The organism is Streptomyces broussonetiae, from assembly GCF_009796285.1.
In the GTDB taxonomy this organism is placed as follows: domain Bacteria; phylum Actinomycetota; class Actinomycetes; order Streptomycetales; family Streptomycetaceae; genus Streptomyces; species Streptomyces broussonetiae.
Genome location: NZ_CP047020.1, coordinates 2,433,154 through 2,450,572, shown reverse-complemented (window position 1 = coordinate 2,450,572; position 17,419 = coordinate 2,433,154). Strand labels below are relative to the sequence as shown.

At 73.0% G+C, this 17,419-nt stretch carries 15 protein-coding genes; 9 read left to right on the top strand and 6 right to left on the bottom strand.

Translation table 11 applies throughout. The features are described 5' to 3' along the window. Positions 1-19 precede the first annotated feature (19 nt). The 4 genes from GQF42_RS11320 to hmgA all read right to left on the bottom strand — a co-directional run bounded on the left by GQF42_RS11320 (position 20) and on the right by hmgA (position 4,822). The gene (locus GQF42_RS11320; protein ID WP_158919504.1) at positions 20-1,216 is read right to left on the bottom strand and encodes a CaiB/BaiF CoA transferase family protein; all 1,197 of its coding nucleotides are present in this window, start codon (positions 1,214-1,216) and stop codon (positions 20-22) included. Between the two features lie 274 nt (positions 1,217-1,490). Continuing rightward, positions 1,491-2,645, bottom strand: a complete 1,155-nt coding sequence (locus GQF42_RS11315) for a type ISP restriction/modification enzyme (protein ID WP_199272645.1) — start codon at positions 2,643-2,645, stop codon at positions 1,491-1,493. 26 nt (positions 2,646-2,671) lie between these two features. After that, on the bottom strand, positions 2,672-3,421 hold the full coding sequence (locus GQF42_RS11310) for a GntR family transcriptional regulator (RefSeq protein WP_158919502.1): 750 nt from the start codon (positions 3,419-3,421) through the stop codon (positions 2,672-2,674). Positions 3,422-3,466: 45 nt separating this feature from the next. Next, positions 3,467-4,822 carry a homogentisate 1,2-dioxygenase gene (hmgA, locus tag GQF42_RS11305; RefSeq protein WP_158919501.1) on the bottom strand — a complete coding sequence of 452 codons (1,356 nt, stop codon included), beginning with the start codon at positions 4,820-4,822 and terminating at the stop codon, positions 3,467-3,469. 184 nt (positions 4,823-5,006) lie between these two features. Between hmgA and GQF42_RS11300 the strand changes: the two genes are divergently transcribed. The 9 genes from GQF42_RS11300 (at position 5,007) to GQF42_RS11260 (ending at position 15,612) form a co-directional block, all read left to right on the top strand. After that, positions 5,007-5,618 carry a hypothetical protein gene (locus tag GQF42_RS11300; RefSeq protein WP_158919500.1) on the top strand — a complete coding sequence of 204 codons (612 nt, stop codon included), beginning with the start codon at positions 5,007-5,009 and terminating at the stop codon, positions 5,616-5,618. A 64-nt stretch (positions 5,619-5,682) separates the two neighbouring features. Next, complete coding sequence (locus GQF42_RS11295) at positions 5,683-6,300, top strand: TetR/AcrR family transcriptional regulator (RefSeq protein WP_158919499.1); 618 nt, start codon at positions 5,683-5,685, stop codon at positions 6,298-6,300. Positions 6,301-6,415: 115 nt separating this feature from the next. Beyond that, positions 6,416-8,647, top strand: a complete 2,232-nt coding sequence (locus tag GQF42_RS11290) for a molybdopterin oxidoreductase family protein (RefSeq protein WP_158919498.1) — start codon at positions 6,416-6,418, stop codon at positions 8,645-8,647. Between the two features lie 124 nt (positions 8,648-8,771). Further along, on the top strand, positions 8,772-10,157 hold the full coding sequence (locus GQF42_RS11285; protein ID WP_158919497.1) for a CitMHS family transporter: 1,386 nt from the start codon (positions 8,772-8,774) through the stop codon (positions 10,155-10,157). A gap of 49 nt (positions 10,158-10,206) precedes the next feature. Beyond that, positions 10,207-11,487, top strand: a complete 1,281-nt coding sequence (locus tag GQF42_RS11280) for an MFS transporter (RefSeq protein ID WP_158919496.1) — start codon at positions 10,207-10,209, stop codon at positions 11,485-11,487. A 100-nt stretch (positions 11,488-11,587) separates the two neighbouring features. After that, positions 11,588-12,259 carry a hypothetical protein gene (locus GQF42_RS11275; protein ID WP_158919495.1) on the top strand — a complete coding sequence of 224 codons (672 nt, stop codon included), beginning with the start codon at positions 11,588-11,590 and terminating at the stop codon, positions 12,257-12,259. Beyond that, positions 12,246-12,926, top strand: a complete 681-nt coding sequence (locus tag GQF42_RS11270) for a class F sortase (protein WP_158919494.1) — start codon at positions 12,246-12,248, stop codon at positions 12,924-12,926. Before GQF42_RS11275 ends, GQF42_RS11270 begins: the two co-directional genes overlap by 14 nt. Positions 12,927-13,125: 199 nt before the next feature. Then, the gene (locus GQF42_RS11265; RefSeq protein WP_158919493.1) at positions 13,126-14,514 is read left to right on the top strand and encodes an aldehyde dehydrogenase family protein; all 1,389 of its coding nucleotides are present in this window, start codon (positions 13,126-13,128) and stop codon (positions 14,512-14,514) included. Between the two features lie 15 nt (positions 14,515-14,529). Beyond that, a complete protein-coding gene (locus GQF42_RS11260) occupies positions 14,530-15,612 on the top strand; it encodes a Zn-dependent alcohol dehydrogenase (RefSeq protein WP_158919492.1) in 1,083 nt (360 codons plus the stop codon). Positions 15,613-15,645: 33 nt separating this feature from the next. Here GQF42_RS11260 and GQF42_RS11255 read toward each other — a convergent pair whose 3' ends face one another. Together GQF42_RS11255 and GQF42_RS11250 are read right to left on the bottom strand one after the other, a co-directional pair. After that, positions 15,646-16,584, bottom strand: coding sequence for a DMT family transporter (locus tag GQF42_RS11255; protein WP_199273046.1), 939 nt, complete (start codon positions 16,582-16,584; stop codon positions 15,646-15,648). Between the two features lie 116 nt (positions 16,585-16,700). Beyond that, a complete protein-coding gene (locus GQF42_RS11250) occupies positions 16,701-17,408 on the bottom strand; it encodes an ArsR/SmtB family transcription factor (RefSeq protein ID WP_158919490.1) in 708 nt (235 codons plus the stop codon). Positions 17,409-17,419: the final 11 nt, after the last annotated feature.

Genomic DNA, 17,419 nt, shown 5'->3' with positions numbered 1-17,419 from the left:
CCGTCCGGGGTGCCCGTGCTCAGGCCGCCACGCCGTCCCGGCGCATCGCTGCGATCTCCTCGTCCGTCATCCCCACGGCACGCAGCAGCGCCCCGGTGTGCTGTCCGAGCGCGGGCACGTCCCCCATCCGCGCCTCGTCCCCGCCCGGCAGCGTGATGGGAGGCAGCAGCGCCTTCAACGGTCCGACCGGCGAACCCACCTGACGCCACCGCTCCCGGGCCGCCAGCTGTGGATGCGCCGCCAGCTCGTGCAGATCCCTCAGCCGCGCGCAGGCGATGCCCGCGTCCTCCAGCCGGTCCAGTGCCTCCTCGGTGTCCAGTGCGCCGAGCGCCCGCGCCACCAGTTCGTCCGTCTTCTCCCGGTTCGCGACACGTGAGGCGTTCGTCGCGTACTCCGGATCCATCCCCAGTTCCGGGCGCCCCAGGACCTGTTCGGCCAGTCGCCGCCACTCCCGGTCGTTCTGTACGGACAGCAGTACCCGTCCGCCGTCCGCCGTGGGATAGGCGTCGTACGGCGCGATGACGGCGTGTGCGAGTCCGGTGCGCGCAGGGGGTTCGCCTCCGTGCATCGCATGGTGCAGGGGATGCCCCAGCCACTCGGCGAGCGCCTCCAGCATGGAGACCTCCACCGGCCCGCCCCGCCCGGTCGTGCCGCGTCGTACGAGGGCTGCCAGCACGCCCGAGAACGCGTACATGGCCGCCGCGATGTCCGCCGCCGGGATGCCTGCCTTCACCGGCTGCTCCGGTGTCCCCGTCACCGACACGAGCCCCGCCTCGCACTGCACGAGCATGTCGTACGCCCGTTTGCCGGCGTACGGCCCGAAGGCGCCGTATCCGGAGATGTCCACGGCGATCAGCCGGGGGTGTGCCGCACACAGCGTGGCCGCGTCCAGCCCGAGGCGGGCGGCCGCCCCGTGCGCGAGGTTCTGCACGAACACGTCCGCGTCCGCGACAAGCCGCCGTACGGCGGCCAGAGCACGCGGGTCCTTCAGGTCCAGCGCGAGGGACTCCTTGCCGCGGTTGCACCACACGAAGTGCGAGGCGAGACCGCGGGCCGCGGTGTCGTAGCCGCGCGCGAAATCGCCGCCGTCGACCCGCTCCACCTTGATGACCCGGGCGCCCAGGTCGGCGAGCTGCCGGGTTGCGAAGGGCGCGGCCACGGCCTGTTCGACGGCGACGACGGTGATGCCCGCAAGGGGCAGAGGCTGCTGGTCCATGGGCTGGATCATGCCTCTGAGCGGCGGCTCTGTCAGTAGTGCGGGTTCACTCGCCGCGGCTGTTGATGCACCGGAACCCGTGGCTGCCGCCGGGATCCGCTTCAGGCGTGCTGTGGCACGAAGCTGGAACTGCGGGGTCGGCCGCCGGCAGGCTGCTTTCCCGGCAGGGCCGTCCCGGACCGGCCGCAGGGGCTGTGTGCCGACGAGCCGGGGCGCCTCGCAGACACGCCGAGAGCACGCCCGGCCGGAGGCCGCCCTGCGGAGCGGAGAGCGGTCAGAGCAGGGCGAACTGGCCCTCCGGGCCCTCCTCGTGGTGGTCCAGGACCGAGGCGGGGCGGCGGGACGCGTCGGGGACCGGGAGGACGCCCGCCGCCCGCAGCTCGCCGGCGGTGACCGGCGCCGTCACCTTCGACTCGGCCCGCTTCGGCCGCAGTTCGGCCAGCAGCACCAGCACCGTGATCAGCTCCAGCAGCTCCGACGTCCACGGCTGCGGCCAGGCCGCCGGGCGGATCGCCGCGAGGGTGCCCGGCTCGGCCGGGGCCGTACGGGCCGCGAACCAGGACTCCAGCACCCGGACCCCGGCCACCTCGTACTCCCAGGCCGCCGGCGGCACGGGGGAGATGCGGCCCTCGCCCAGCAGGAGGGCCTCGTCCTCGAGGTCGTGTTCGAGGGTGACGGGGCGGCCCGGCAGGGGCGCGCGGACGTAGGGGCGGCGGCCGCCCGGCAGCCTGGGACGCTCGCCGTCGCGGCGCATCAGCCACAACATGCGGCGCCCGGACTCCACGCCCCGCTCCCACGCCTCGGCGTCCCCGGTCAGCGGGACGGTGAGGTCGGGGCGGACCGCCACCAGGATCCAGGCGAGCACGTCGGCCGGTTCGGGGCGGGTGCCCAGGCGGTCGGCGAGGTGGTCCAGCAGCCCGGGGGCGAGATTCGGTTCCGTGCCGCCCGGGCGGCGGAACAGCGGGCGGATGCGGGGCGTGCGCAGCGTGGGCAGCAGCGAGGTCGCCAGCAGGGGAGCGGTCTCGTCGCCCGTCTCGACGACGAACACCTGCCGTGCGTCCGCCACCCGCCACAGCTCCGGGCGGGCCGTGTCGAGCAGCCGGTGGTCCGGGATCAGCCACTGTTCGTCGAAGGGTGCCGCCAGCACCCGTACCGGCTCCGCACAGGGGCCCTCGGCGCGGGCCAGCCGCTCGGTGCCGGTCGGCTGACCGGGCAGCTGGCCCACCGCCGAGTCGAGGGTGCGGGCCCGGGTCGGCTCGAACAGGGCCCGGCGGTCCGGGCCTTCGGCCGCCAGCAGCGCCTGCCAGCGGGCCTTGAGGGAGGCGGGATCGGGCGCCGTCGGCCAGGCGCGGCCGGGGCGCAGCGGTGCGACGGACCACGGCATGAGGTCCGCCAGCAGCGGAGCGTCGTCGTACGTCACGCAGGGCATGGTACGGGCTCGCCCCGCGCGCCGGGTCAGGTGGCTTCCAGGGTCACCGAGAAGGAGAACCGGTCCCCCCGGTAGTGGATCACCGCCACGTCCAGCACCTGCCCCTCGGTGTCGTACGTCACGCCCGTGTAGTGCAGGATCGGGCTGAGCAGCGGGACTTGGAGGAGGCGGGCGGTCTCCGGGTCGGCGAGCCGTGCCTCCACCGTGTCCGTGATGCGGCTGATGTCCGCGCCCACCACGTCCCGCAGCACCTTCGTCATCGGCCAGCGGATCAGGTCCTCCAGGTCGATACGCGCGGCAAGGTCGGGGCGGACGTGGTTGACGGCGTGGTTGGTCGGCTCGCCGGTCTTCTCGTCGCTGCGCAGCCGGTGGTACGTCGCCACCTCGGTGAGGCCCGGGAAGTACTCGGCGAGCTGGGGCGGCACGGGCACCGTGCCGTGGTCCAGCAACTCGGTCGTCATGCCGGACTGCTGGGCCACGATCGCGTCGACCGAGCCGAGCAGCCGCACCGGGGCGCCCCGGCGGACGTCGGGCTCGATGAACGTGCCGCGCCGCCGGTGCCGGCTGATCAGCCCCTCGTCCTCCAGCTCCTTCAGCGCCTGCCGCATGGTCAGCACGCTCACCCCGTAGTGCTCCGCCAGCTGCTCCTCGGTGGGCAGCCGCAGCGGATCCTCGGGCGAGCGGCCGAGTATCGAGGCGCGCAGCGACTGCGACACCTGGTACCAGAGCGGCAGCTTGCGGTTCAGGACGATCGAGTCAGGGGCGAAGGAGGTCACTCGGCTATCCGTACCGGTCGACGAACATCAGGCGCAACCGAGGTGTCATGCGCGGAAGTGGGGCTCGAGGCCCCGCCACACGTCGTCGTAGCGCGGCTGGAGGTGGTCGGCACCGGCCGCCTGCGGGGTGAGGGCCACCGGCCAGCGGGTCTCGAACATGAACGCCAGGCCGTCGTCGATCTTCTGCGGCTTCAGCTCGGCCGCGCTCGCCCGGTCGAAGGTCTCCCGGTCCGGGCCGTGCGCCGACATCATGTTGTGCAGCGAGCCGCCGCCCGGCACGAAGCCGCCCTCCCCGGCCGTCTTCGCGTCGTACGCGCCCTCGACCAGGCCCATGTACTCGCTCATCACGTTCCGGTGGAAGTACGGCGGCCGGAAGGTGTCCTCGCCCACCAGCCAGCGCGGAGCGAAGACGACGAAGTCGACGCCGGCCAGGCCGGGGGTGTCCGACGGGGAGGTCAGGACCGTGAAGATGGACGGATCCGGGTGGTCGTAGGAAATGGACCCCAGCACATTGAAACGGCGCAGATCGTAGACGTACGGCACATGGCTGCCGTGCCAGGCGACCACGTCGAGCGGGGAGTGGTCGTAGACGGCCGTCCAGAGGTTGCCGCAGAACTTGTTCACCACCTCCACCGGGCCCGCCACCTCCTCGTACGCGGCGACCGGCGCCCTGAAGTCCCGGGCGTTGGCGAGCCCGTTGGCGCCGATGGGACCGAGGTCGGGCAGGCGGAACGGCGCCCCGTAGTTCTCGCACACATAGCCGCGAGCGGACTCGTCGAGAAGCTCCACACGCAAGCGCACCCCACGTGGGATCAGCGCCACCTGGGCGGGCTCCACATGGAGGCGCCCGAACTCGGTGTGCAGCAGCAGCTCGCCGCGCTCCGGCACGATCAGCAGCTCCCCGTCCGCGTCCGAGAAGACCCGCTCCATCGAGGCGTTGGCGTGGTACAGGTGCACGGCCATGCCGGTGCGCTGGGTCGCGTCGCCGTTGCCGCCGAGCGTCCACAGGCCGGCCAGGAAGTCGGTCCCGACGGGCGGCTCGGGCAACGGGTTCCAGCGCAGGCGGTTGGGGTCGGGTACGGATTCGGTGAAGGGGGCCGTACGGATCGTGCCGTTGTCGGTGCGGGTGAAGGCGGGATGCGCGGCCGACGGGCGGATGCGGTAGAGCCAGGAGCGGCGGTTGTGCGCGCGCGGCTCGGTGAAGGCCGCACCGCTCAGCTGCTCCGCGTACAGGCCGAGCGGCGCGCGCTGCGGCGAGTTGCGGCCCTCCGGCAGGGCGCCCGGCACCGCCTCCGAGGCGTGCTCGTTGCCGAACCCGGTCAGATACGTCAGTCCCGCGGCGGTCTTGCGCGCGCTCCCACGCTCGACTTCGCTCGCGCGGGAGGTACCCCCATCGCTCATGATCGCTCCCTTGCGCTCCTGCGGCGCGTCTGCCGCGCTCCCTATTCCTATGTATCACCGTAGGAATCGGCGAGGGTGCGCGCAAGAGGGATCCGGCTACTCCGTCCGGGGGACCACGAAGGCTGGCCGGAACCAGACTTCAGACGGATTCGGGAGGCCGGAACGGTGTTCTAATCTCGCGAGCATGCCGTGGACGCCGTGGACCCGCAGAACGCTCACCGCACTGACGGTGTGTGTCCTGCTGCCGCTCGCAGCGACGGGCTGCGCGAGCGGCCATGCCCAGCAGGGCCTGCAGTCGCCCTCGCCGGTCGGCAAGGTCCTGGGCAACACCGACGGGGCCGGCCGGCATCTGCGCGAGGTCGACAGGAAGGACGCGCCCGAGGTCGAGGTCGAGGTGACGGCGGACGCCCGCGGCAGCTGGGACGTGCGCCTCACCTTCCGCCACTTCCGCTGCTCCGCGCCCGGCGCCGGGCGCGGAGCGGTCACCGGGCGCGGACTGGCGTACCTCTTCGTCGACGGCCGCGAGGCCGCCCGGCTGCGCTCCCCCGACTACCGCCTGCCCGGCCGCCTCGTCCCGCACGGCACCCACCACGTCACCGCGCGCCTGTACGCCGACGACGGCACCGCGTGGGCCGTACACGGCAGGCCGGTGCAGAGCACCGCGGACATCACCGTGTCGGACACCGAGCCCCCGCAGCCCCCCGCGCCCTCCTCGACGCCCACCTCCGGGGCGACCCCCGCGCGGTCCCCGGGGGCCGCTGTCGGGCCCACGATGGCGGGCTCCCCGGTGCGATGAGTGCACCGGCCACCTTTGTCCGTACGAGAGGGCGAGGTTCACCGGATCCCGGCGGAGAGGCATCATGAAGCCCGTGCCCCACGCGACATCGCTCCGCCGCGCGCCCGTCCAGCGGCGCAGCGCCGAACGCCTGACCAGGATCCTCGACGCCTGCGCCGAACTCCTCGACGAGGTCGGCTACGACGCCCTGAGCACCCGTGCGGTCGCCCAGCGCGCCGGTGTGCCCATCGGCTCCGTCTACCGCTTCTTCGGCAACAAACGGCAGATGGCCGACGCCCTCGCCCAGCGCAACCTCGAGCGGTACACCGAGCGCGTCACCGAGCGGCTGAAGGGGGCCCAGGAGGGGGACTGGCGGGCCGCGATGGACGCCGTTCTGGACGAGTACATCGCCATGAAGCGCACCGCGCCCGGCTTCTCCCTGGTCGACTTCGGCAACCAGATCCCGGTCGGCGTCCGCCAGGGCGAGCCCAACACCCGGGTCGCCGACCGGCTGATCCGCCTGCTCTCCGGCTACGTCGACCGCGCCCCGGACGACGATCTGCGCCGGGTCTTCCTGGTCGCCGTCGAGAGCGCGGACACCCTTGTCCAGCTGGCCTTCCGTACGGATCCGGAAGGGGACGAGGCGATCATCGCCGAGACCCGGGACCTGCTGCGGGCGTATCTGGGACGCGTACTCGACTGAGGGATCCGCTCGGCATCCGCCTCACGGGGCTCCCCACCATGCCTACCGGTCGGTATGCTCGCCGCGAGCCCGTACGCGCTCGCCCGGCACCGTCGCCGACCCCCCGGGAGGACCCGTGTCCCGCACCGCCCTGCGTATCTGCCCCCTCTGCGAGGCCACCTGCGGACTGACTCTCAGTATCGAGGGCACACGTGTCACCGGCGCCCGCGGCGACCGCGAGGACGTCTTCAGCAAGGGGTTCATCTGCCCCAAGGGTGCCTGCTTCGGCGCCGTCGACGGGGACCCCGACCGGCTGTGCACCCCGCTGGTCCGGGTCGACGGGCGCCTGCGCGAGGCGAGTTGGCAGGAGGCCTTCGACGCGGTCGCCGCCGGCCTGCGCCCGGTCGTGGAGCGGTACGGCGCCGACTCCGTCGGCGTGGTCCTCGGCAACCCCAATGTGCACACCGTGGCCGGCGCCCTCTACCCGCAGGTCCTGCTCGCCGCCCTGCGCACCCGTAGCCTGTTCACCGCCTCCACGGTCGACCAGATGCCCAAGCACGTCTCCAGCGGGCTGCTCTTCGGTGACGCCAACGCGATCCCGGTGCCGGACCTGGACCACACCGGCCATCTGCTCCTCATAGGGGCCAACCCCCTGGAGTCCAACGGCAGTCTGTGCACCGCCCCCGACTTCCCGGGCAGGCTCAAGGCGCTCAGGGCCCGCGGCGGCCGGCTGATCGTGGTGGACCCGCGCCGCACCCGCACCGCGAAGCTGGCCGACCGGCACCTGGCGATCCGGCCCGGCACCGACGCCCTGTTGCTCGCCGCGATGGTCACCGTGCTGTTCGAGGAGGGGCTGACCGATCTCGGCCACCTCGCCCCGCACGTCCGGGACGTCGACGAACTCCGGGAAGCGGTACGCGACTTCACCCCCGAGGCCGTGGCGGGGGCCTGTGACGTCGACGCGGACGTCATCCGCACCCTCGCCCGCGAACTGGCCGCCGCCCCCACCGCCGCCGTCTACGCCCGCATCGGCAGCTGCACCGTCCCGCACGGCACCCTGGCGAGCTGGCTGGTGGACGTCCTCAACATCCTCACCGGCAACCTGGACCGGCCCGGCGGTGCCCTCTTCCCGCAGGCCGCCACCGACAGGACTCCCCGCCCGGCGGGCCCCGGCCATGGCTTCGCGCTCGGCCGCTGGCGTTCCCGGGTCCGCCACCTACCCGAGGCCAAGGGCGAGTTGCCGCTCTCCGCGCTGGCCGAGGAGATCGACACCCCGACCGACGAGGGCGAACCGGTACGCGCGCTGATCGCCGTCGCCGCCAACCCGGTACTGTCCGCACCCGACGGCGACCGCCTCGACCGGGCCCTCGACTCCCTCGACTTCATGGTCAGCGTCGACCCGTACCTCAACGAGACCTCGCGCCACGCCCACGTCGTCCTGCCCCCGCCCCCGCCGTCCCAGAGCCCGCACCACGACTTCGCCTTCAACACCCTCGCCGTCCGCAACCAGGTCCGCTATTCCCGCGCGGCCGTCCCGCTGGAGCCCGGCCGCATGGCCGAGAGCGAGATACTCGCCCGGCTGATCCTCGCGGCCACCGGCATGCACGGCACCGACCCCGGCGCCGTGGACGCGATGGTCATCGACCGGACCCTCGGCAAGGCCGTGCGGGACGAGAACTCCCCGGTGCACGGCCGTGCACCGGAGGAACTCGCCGCCCGGCTCACCGGTGACACGGGCCCCGAGCGGCGCCTCGACATGATGCTGCGCCTCGGCCCCTACGGCGACGGCTTCGGCGCGCGCCCCGACGGGCTGACCCTCGCCGAACTGCTCGCCCACCCGCACGGCATCGACCTCGGCCCGCTGCGCCCCCGGCTGCCGCAGCCGCTCAAGACCCGTAGTGGCAAGGTCGAGCTGCTGCCCGGGCCGATCGCCGCCGACCTGCCCCGGCTGCGGCAGGCGCTGGGGGAGCGGCCCGAGGGGCTCGTCCTCGTCGGCCGCCGCCATCTGCGCTCCAACAACAGCTGGATGCACAACGTGCCCGCGCTCACCGGCGGCTCCAACCGCTGCACCCTGCACATCCACCCCGAGGACGCGGCCCGGCTCGGCGTGCGCGACGGGGCGGACGTGCGCGTCAAGGGCGCCGGAGGAGAGGTGGTGGCCCCCGCCGAGGTCACCGACGGGGTCCGGCCGGGGGTGGTGAGTCTGCCGCACGGCTGGGGGCACGACCGCCCCGGCACCCGCCTCAGCCATGCCGCGTCCGGTCCGGGCGTCAACGTCAACCAGCTCCTCGACGGCAGCATGCTCGACCCGCTGTCCGGCAACGCTGTCTTGAACGGCATCCCCGTCCAGCTCACCGCAAGCCTGTGACCTGGACTTTCGCGCTTATTGCTCGCACGTCAACGTCTTGTTAACGCCAGATGGCCGGGCCTAACGTCGTCGCACCGCCGACCCCCAGGTGGGATGTTCAAGGGCGAACGTTAGGTATCCACTCATGCTGACCATCCTCGGCTTCGCCATGATCGCGACCTTCCTGGTCCTGATCATGCTGAAGAAGATGTCGCCGATCGCGGCGCTCGTGCTCATCCCGGCGCTCTTCTGCGTGTTCGTGGGCAAGGGCGCGCGGCTCGGCGACTACGTCATCGACGGCGTCACCGGCCTCGCGCCCACGGCCGCGATGCTCATGTTCGCGATCGTCTACTTCGGTGTGATGATCGACGTCGGCCTCTTCGACCCGATCGTGCGGGGCATCCTGAGGTTCTGCAAGGCCGACCCGCTGCGCATCGTCGTCGGTACCGCGCTCCTCGCCGCGATCGTCTCCCTGGACGGCGACGGCTCCACCACCTTCATGATCACCGTCTCGGCGATGTACCCGCTGTACAAGCGCCTGAAGATGTCCCTGGTCGTGATGACCGGTGTGGCGGCCATGGCCAACGGCGTGATGAACACACTGCCGTGGGGCGGCCCGACCGCCCGCGCCGCCACCGCGCTCAAGGTCGACGCGAGCGACATCTTCGTGCCGATGATCCCGGCCCTGGCCGTGGGCCTGCTGTTCGTCCTCGTCCTCGCCTACGTCCTCGGCCGCCGCGAGCGCGGCCGGCTCGGTGTGCTCACGCCGGACGAGGTGTTCGTCGAGGAGAAGGAGACGGTGCTGGTCGGTGCCGGTTCGGCCAAGTCCCCGGCGGGTACCGGGGGTTCGGGCTCCGGCACCGGCGCGGAGCGTCCCGAGGGCGAGGACTTCCAGGGCCTCGACCCCGACCGTCCCACCCTGCGCCCCAGGCTGTACTGGTTCAACGCGCTGCTCACGGTCGCCCTGCTCACCGTCATGATCATGGAGTGGCTGCCGATCCCGGTGCTCTTCCTGCTCGGCGCGGCCCTCGCCCTCACCGTCAACTTCCCGCACATGCCCGACCAGAGGGCCCGGATCGCCGCCCACGCCGAGAACGTCCTCAACGTCTCCGGCATGGTCTTCGCCGCCGCCGTCTTCACCGGCGTCCTGCAGGGCACCGGCATGGTCGACCACATGGCGAAGTGGCTGGTGGACAACGTCCCCGACGGCTTGGGCCCGCACATGGCCCTCGTCACGGGCGTGCTGAGCATCCCGCTCACGTACTTCATGTCCAACGACGGCTTCTACTTCGGCATCCTGCCGGTGCTCGCCGAGGCGGGCCACGCGCACGGCGTCTCGACGCTGGAGATCGCCCGCGCCTCGATCATCGGCCAGCCCCTGCACATGTCCAGCCCGCTCGTCCCGGCCGTCTACGTCCTGGTCGGCATGGCCAAGGTGGAGTTCGGCGACCACACCCGGTTCGTGGTCAAGTGGGCCGCCCTGACATCCCTGGTCGTGCTCGGGGCAGGAATTCTCTTCGGCATCGTCTGACCGTCCGGGGACGCGACAGCGTCCTGAGCCTCCAGGGAGGGACCGACCCATGGCGCCCGGTGCGAACCGCGGCTGGCTGCTCCGCCTCGTCATCGCCTTCGGCTTCGCACAGGGAGCGGTGTCGATGGCCCGGCCCGCCGTCTCCTACCGGGCCCTCGCCCTCGGCGCCGACGAACGGGCGGTGGGTGTGATCGCGGGCGTGTACGCGCTGTTGCCCCTCTTCGCCGCCGTGCCGCTCGGCCGGCGCACCGACCACGGCCGGTGCGCGCCGCTGCTCCCGGCGGGCGTGGTCCTCATCGCCGGCGGCTGCGCGCTGAGCGGAGCGGTGAACTCCCTGTGGGCGATGGCCCTGTGGAGCGGGGTGATGGGCCTCGGCCACCTCTGCTTCGTCATCGGCGCCCAGTCGCTCGTCGCCCGCCAGTCGGCACCCCACGAGCAGGACCGCAACTTCGGGCACTTCACCATCGGCGCCTCGCTGGGCCAGCTGCTCGGACCCGTCGCCGCCGGCGTTCTGATCGGCGGCCCGGACATGGCGGGCAGCAGCGCCCGTGCGCTGGTGGTGGCGGGCGCGGGCGCGGCGGTCGCCTTCAGCTCGCTGTGGCGCATCGAGGACCGTACGGCCGTCGGCCCCCGCGTCCCGCGCGGCGCACGCATCCCGGTCGGCGGGATCCTGCGCGCCCGCGGCGTCCCCGCCGGCATGCTCATCAGCCTCTCCGTGCTGTCCGCCACCGACATCCTCACCGCCTACCTCCCGGTGGTCGGCGAGCACCGGGGCATCGCCCCCTCGGTGATCGGTGTCCTGCTCAGCCTCCGCGCCGGCGCCACGATCGCCTGCCGTCTGGTCCTCACCCCGCTGCTGCGGCTGCTGGGCCGGCCCGCGCTGCTCACCGCGACCTGCTTCCTCGCGGCGTTGCTGTGCGCCGGGATCGCTCTCGCCCTGCCGGTGTGGGCGCTCGGTGTGCTGCTCACGGCGCTCGGCTTCTGCCTCGGTGTGGGCCAGCCGCTGTCGATGACGACGGTGGTGCAGGCCGCGCCCGACGAAGCCCGTTCCACGGCGCTGGCCCTGCGGCTGACCGGCAACCGGCTCGGCCAGGTCGCGGCCCCGGCCGCCGCCGGCCTGGTCGCCGGGGTGGCGGGCGTGGCTGCTCCGTTCGTGCTGCTGGGGGCGTTGCTGCTGCTGTCCTCGGGGGTGGCGTTGCGGTCGCCGGAGAGGCCGGAGAAGGAGGCGGGGCCAGAGGGGCCGCGGGGGCGGGGACGGGCTGCGCGGCAGGGGAGGACCGCGGGGCAGGGGCCGACGCGTCCGGGATTGCGCCGCACGAGGGATCTCTGACGGCCCACCGGGTGTCGGTGCGTCAGTCATGGTGTGCATCAAGCACAGTCCAGTCGAAAGAACGATTTGTATGAAAATCGTCTGACTCGGAGGAATGTGCATGCCCACCACGACCTCACCACGTGCCTTCCGCTCCCGTGCGGGCGCCACTGTCGTCCTCACCGCCCTCGCCGTGGCGGGTGCGTCGTGGGTGGTGGCACCGACCGCGGCGGCCCAGGGGGAGAACGGCGATATCAGGGTGCACAGCGTAGGCGTCCCCTACGGTGTGACGAAGGACGAGCCGACGGTCTGCAAGTTCTACCTCGACGCCGTCAACTTCGACATCCTGCCCAATGTCGCCTACATCATCCAGGCGCAGCCCCCGCTGCCCACCTCCGCCACCATCACCGGTGTCATCCAGTTCGCCAGCGGCGCCGGGCACACCGACGCGATCGGCCTGACCGACGGGCAGTACAAGCTCACCTGGGTCGCGGCGGGTTCGGTCAAGGAGAAGCTCTTCCGCGTCAACTGCCACGACCGGCACGAAGACCCGCACGCTCCGAACGGTCAGATCGAGGACCACCGCGACCACCGGCAGGAGGAGGGGCCGGGCTGGGCGAGGAAGGACGACAACGATCCGCCGAGGGGCGGTGTGCACGCGGGCGGCGGCGGGCTCATCGACAAGGCCGCCGCCTACTCGCCCGTGGCTGCCGCGGGTGCCGTGGGTCTGATCGCGGTCGGCGCTGCCGTGTACGTCCGGCGGAACCGCCGGCGGCCTCATGGCGCCGCGTAGGCGCAGACGCAGGCCCTGGCACCGGACCCGCGTCTACCGCCTCACCAGGACGGCCCTGCTGGTGACCGTCCTGGTGACGGTGGGGAGCCGGTGCGGGGGCGGGCACGCCGGGCCTGGCGGTGCCGGTGGCCCGGGCGCGGTGGCGGCCGTCGGCGGCCCGGGCGGGAAGAAGTCCTGCGAGCCCCCTTCCGGGCCTGCGCCCGGTCCGCTGCCCCGGTCCCGGCCGAAGTCCTTCCGCATTCCCTACCTGGGTGTCGACGCGCCGATCACCGGCATCGGGCTCGACAAGGACCGGCAGTTGGAGACTCCGCCCGTGGACAGGCCCCAGCTGGTCGGCTGGTACCAGCGCGGCCCCACGCCGGGCGAGTCCGGCACCGCGATCGCCGTCGGCCACCGGGACACCATGACCGGCCCCGCCGTCTTCGCCCTGCTCGCCCAGGCCGAGCCCTGCAAGCTCATCGAGGTCACGCGTGACGACGGCCGTACCGCCGTCTACACCGTGGACAAGGTGAAGGTCTACGACAAGACGGGCTTCCCGGACAAGGAGGTCTATGCGCCGGCCGGGCGGCCGGAACTCCGCATCCTGACCTGCGGTGGCTACTACAGCCGCAGGACGGGCTACACCAGCAACGTGGTCGTCTTCGCCCACCTGACCGCGACCAAGTGACGGGCCGCACCGGCGCCATCGGCGGTCGGCCCCCCCGGTGACCCGGTCGTATGCGCCGCCCCGGGGGGAGGAGTGGGCGCGGCCCGGCCCGGCGATGATGTCCGGGAACGTCCGGCGACGGCGGGCCATGTATGGCGCCGAAAAACTAACGCCGCTAGTTTGTGTGCCGGACGACGCGGATCCGCCGGGAGGAAGCAGCATGAAGGCACACGACGGCCTGTACATCGACGGCGCCTGGCGCCCCGCCGGGAGCAGGGACGTGATCGAGGTCGTGAACCCGGCCGACGAGCAGGTCATCGGCCGCGTCCCGGCCGGCGGGGCGCTGGACGTCGACACCGCCGTCCGCGCGGCCCGGGCCGCGCTGCCCGCCTGGGCCGCCACACCCGCGGCCGAGCGCGCTGCACGCCTCAGCGCGCTCCGGGACGTCCTCGTGGCCCGCAAGGACGAGATCGCCGGGACCGTCACCGCCGAGCTGGGCTCGCCGCTGTCGTTCTCCCAGGCCGTGCACGCGGCCGTGCCGATCGCGGTCGCGGGCTCCTACGCCGAGCTGGCCGCCACCCACCCCTTCGAGGAGAAGGTCGGCAACTCCACCGTCCTGCACGAGCCGATCGGCGTCGTCGGCGCGATCACCCCCTGGAACTACCCGCTCCACCAGATCGTCGCCAAGGTCGCCCCGGCTCTCGCCGCCGGCTGCACGATCGTCCTCAAGCCTGCCGAGGACACCCCGCTCACCGCCCAGCTGTTCGCCGAGGCCGTCCATGAGGCGGGCGTCCCGGCCGGTGTGTTCAACCTGGTCACCGGCCTCGGCCCGGTCGCCGGGCAGGCCCTTGCCGAGCACCCGGGCGTCGACCTGGTCTCCTTCACCGGCTCCACGGCCGTGGGCCGGCGGATCGGCGCGGCGGCCGGTGCCGCGGTGAAGAGGGTGGCCCTCGAACTCGGCGGCAAGTCCGCCAACGTCATCCTGCCGAGCGCCGACCTCGCCAGGGCGGTGAACGTCGGCGTGGCCAACGTGATGTCCAATTCCGGCCAGACGTGCAGCGCCTGGACCCGCATGCTGGTCCATCGCGACCAGTACGACGAGGCCGTCGAACTGGCCCGGACGGCCGCCGCCAAGTACGCCGACCGCATCGGCCCGGTCGTCAACGCCAAGCAGCAGGCACGCGTGCGCGGCTACATCGACAAGGGCATCGCCGAGGGCGCCCGCCTGGTCGTCGGCGGACCCGAATCCCCGCACGAGAAGGGCTACTTCGTCAGCCCCACGGTCTTCGCGGACGTGACCCCGGAGATGACCGTCGCCCAGGAGGAGATCTTCGGCCCCGTCCTGTCCGTCCTGCGCTACGAGGACGAGGAGGACGCCCTGCGCATCGCCAACGGCACGGTGTACGGCCTCGCGGGCGCCGTCTGGGCCGGTGACGAGGCCGAGGCGGTCGCCTTCGCCCGCCGCATGGACACCGGCCAGGTCGACATCAACGGCGGCCGGTTCAACCCGCTGGCTCCGTTCGGCGGTTACAAGCAGTCCGGAGTCGGCCGGGAACTCGGCACACACGGACTCGCCGAGTACCTCCAGACCAAGTCCCTCCAGTTCTAAGGAAGTACGCGACCCATGGCCGTACGAGCCGCCGTCCTGCCCGCCATCGGCGCCCCCCTGGAGATCACCGCTGTCGACCTGCCCGACCCGGGCCCCGGACAGGTCCGCGTCCGCCTCGCCGCCGCCGGTGTCTGCCACTCCGACCTGTCCCTGTCCAACGGCACCATGCGGGTGCCGGTCCCGGCCGTCCTCGGCCACGAGGGCGCGGGCACGGTCGTGGCCGTGGGCGAGGGGGTCACCCATGTGGCACCAGGTGCCCCCGCGGTCCTCAACTGGGCCCCCTCCTGCGGCCGTTGCCATGCCTGCGCACTCGGCGAGGTCTGGCTGTGCGCCAACGCGCTGAACGGCGCCGCCGACGTCTACGCCCGCACCGCCGACGGCACCGACCTCCACCCCGGCCTGAACGTGGCCGCGTTCGCCGAGGAGACGGTGGTCTCCGCGTCCTGCGTCCTCCCGCTCCCGCAGGGCGTACCGCTGGTGGACGCCGCCCTCCTCGGCTGCGCCGTCCTCACCGGCTACGGCGCCGTCCACCACTCGGCGAAGGTGCGCCCCGGCGAGACGGTCGCGGTGTTCGGTGCGGGCGGGGTCGGCCTGGCCACCCTCCAGTCGGCCCGTATCGCCGGCGCGTCCCGCATCATCGCCGTCGACGTCTCGCCGCAGAAGGAGGAACTGGCCCGGGCGGCGGGCGCGACGGACTACGTCCTCGCCTCCGACACGACCGCACGCGAGATCCGCGCCCTCACCGGCAAGCAGGGCGTCGACGTCTCGGTGGAGTGCGTGGGCCGCGCGGTGAGCATCCGCGCCGCCTGGGACGCCACCCGCCGGGGCGGCCGTACGACGGTCGTCGGCATCGGCGGCAAGGACCAGGAGGTCACCTTCAACGCCCTGGAGATCTTCCACTGGGGCCGCACCCTGTCCGGCTGCGTCTACGGCAACACCGACCCGGCCCGCGATGTGCCGGTGCTCGCCGAGCACGTACGGGAGGGCCGACTGGACCTCTCCGCGCTCGTCACCGAGCGGATCGCCCTCGAGGGCATCCCGGCCGCCTTCGAGAACATGCTCGCCGGCAAGGGCGGCCGGGCGCTGGTGGTCTTCTGACGCCGTGCGTCCTCCGCCGGGCGGCGCGGTGCCTCAGGCGACCCTCTCGGGTCGCGGCTCTTCTCCGGCCGCGACCCGAACCGTCCGCCCGCCGCGCGAGCGGGACCGCGAGACGGCCACACCCGCCAGACACAGCACTCCGCCGGCCAGCGTGACCATGCCCGGCACCTCGCCGAGCACCAGCCACGACATCAGCACCACCAGCGCGGGCACGGCGTACGTCGTCACGCCCATCCGGCTCGCGGTCGTGCGGGCGAGGGCGTAGGCCCAGGTCGTGAAGGCCAGCGCGGTCGGAAAGACGCCCAGATAGACCATGTCCAGGGTCGCCGACACGGGCGCGCGGGCCACCTCGTGCGTCAGCTGGCCGGCGAACGGCAGGCAGGCCACGGCACCGGTCAGACACCCGAACGTCGTCACCTGCAGGGCGCTCCCGCGTCCCAGGGCCGGCTTCTGTGCGACGACACCGCAGGCGTACCCCACCGCGGCGAGCAGGCACAGGACCACTCCGAACAGGGAGGACCCGTCGCCGCCCGTCATCGACAGGCCCACGGTCACCGCCCCGGCGAACGACACGGCCAGCCCGGCCAGCAGCCGGGGCGGCATCGGATCGCCGAGGAAGCGGGCACCCAGGAGGGCGAGCAGCAGCGGGCCGATGTTCACGACGAGGGCCGCGGTGCCCGCGTCCACCTGCTGCTCGCCCCAGTTCAGCAGGACCATGTAGCAGCCGAACCACAGCACACCGGAGAGCAGGATCCCGCGCCAGGCGGCCCTGGGTGGCAGTCCTTCGCGGCGTACGGCCCAGAAGACCCCCAGAGCGAGGGCGCCGGTCGCCAGCCGGCCGAGGGCCAGCGCGCCGGGCGAGTAGGCCTCACCCGCACGCCGGACCGCCACGAAGGCCGACGCCCACAGGACCACGGTCACACAGGCGGCGCCCGTCGCGAGTGTCCGAGGCCGGTTCCCGATGGTGTTCATCATGCTCCCGAGGCTAGGTGTCGTCCGTGGTGCGGACCGGCGGAAATCGGACGCCGCCGTCACAGCGGGCGGCGCGGTGCGCGACCAAGGAGAACTCTCCACCCCCGTGGGCGAGTTCACTGCCATGCCGACGGACGGATGCCGAGCAGCGCCGCCAACTCCCGTTCCCCCGACGGAGTCACCTGCACCGCCCGCTCCGACCCGATCCGCACGCACCACCCCGCGTCCAGCGCATGCCGGCACAGCGCGGCGCCCGCCGCCCCCGCGAGATGGGGCCGGCGCTCGGTCCAGTCCAGGCACGCACGGGCCAGCGGGCGCCGGCTCGACAGGTCGAGGGTGATGCCGGCCGTACCGAACCACTCCACCCCCGCGTCCGTGAGCGCGAAGCCCGTGTCCTGCCGCAGCAGCCCCCGCAGGGTCAGGGCGTCCGTGACCGCCGTCCCGAGTCGCCCGGCGAGGTGGTCGTAGCAGGTACGGCCCCGCGCCATCGCGGACCTGGTGCTCGACTCGCGCAGTGAACGCGGACGCCCGGCCGCCGCGGGCACCTGCGCCGCGAGACCCTCCACGAGCCCCGCAACGCGCGCGTCGGCCAGCCGCACATAACGATGGCGGCCCTGGCGCTCCTGCGCGAGCAGGCCCCCGGCCACCAACTTGTCCAGGTGCTCACTGAGCGTCGACGCGGCGACCCCGGCATGCCGGGCCAGCTCGCCGGCGGTCCAGGCGCGCCCGTCGAGCAGGGCCAGCAGGCACGCCGCCCGGGTCTCGTCGGCGACCAGCGAGGCGAGCGAGGCGAGGCCGGCGGCCTGCGGATCCTTGGCGGTCATGCCTGTCAGCA

Coding starts and splice junctions, on each gene's coding strand:
- GQF42_RS11260 (WP_158919492.1), top strand. CDS start 14,530: ATGGCCGTACGAGCCGCCGTCCTGCCCGCCATCGGCGCCCCCCTGGAG.
- GQF42_RS11315 (WP_199272645.1), bottom strand. CDS start 2,645: ATGCCCTGCGTGACGTACGACGACGCTCCGCTGCTGGCGGACCTCATG.
- GQF42_RS11280 (WP_158919496.1), top strand. CDS start 10,207: ATGGCGCCCGGTGCGAACCGCGGCTGGCTGCTCCGCCTCGTCATCGCC.
- GQF42_RS11270 (WP_158919494.1), top strand. CDS start 12,246: ATGGCGCCGCGTAGGCGCAGACGCAGGCCCTGGCACCGGACCCGCGTC.
- GQF42_RS11275 (WP_158919495.1), top strand. CDS start 11,588: ATGCCCACCACGACCTCACCACGTGCCTTCCGCTCCCGTGCGGGCGCC.
- GQF42_RS11255 (WP_199273046.1), bottom strand. CDS start 16,584: ATGAACACCATCGGGAACCGGCCTCGGACACTCGCGACGGGCGCCGCC.
- GQF42_RS11295 (WP_158919499.1), top strand. CDS start 5,683: ATGAAGCCCGTGCCCCACGCGACATCGCTCCGCCGCGCGCCCGTCCAG.
- hmgA (WP_158919501.1), bottom strand. CDS start 4,822: ATGAGCGATGGGGGTACCTCCCGCGCGAGCGAAGTCGAGCGTGGGAGC.
- GQF42_RS11300 (WP_158919500.1), top strand. CDS start 5,007: ATGCCGTGGACGCCGTGGACCCGCAGAACGCTCACCGCACTGACGGTG.
- GQF42_RS11285 (WP_158919497.1), top strand. CDS start 8,772: ATGCTGACCATCCTCGGCTTCGCCATGATCGCGACCTTCCTGGTCCTG.
- GQF42_RS11250 (WP_158919490.1), bottom strand. CDS start 17,408: ATGACCGCCAAGGATCCGCAGGCCGCCGGCCTCGCCTCGCTCGCCTCG.
- GQF42_RS11265 (WP_158919493.1), top strand. CDS start 13,126: ATGAAGGCACACGACGGCCTGTACATCGACGGCGCCTGGCGCCCCGCC.
- GQF42_RS11320 (WP_158919504.1), bottom strand. CDS start 1,216: ATGGACCAGCAGCCTCTGCCCCTTGCGGGCATCACCGTCGTCGCCGTC.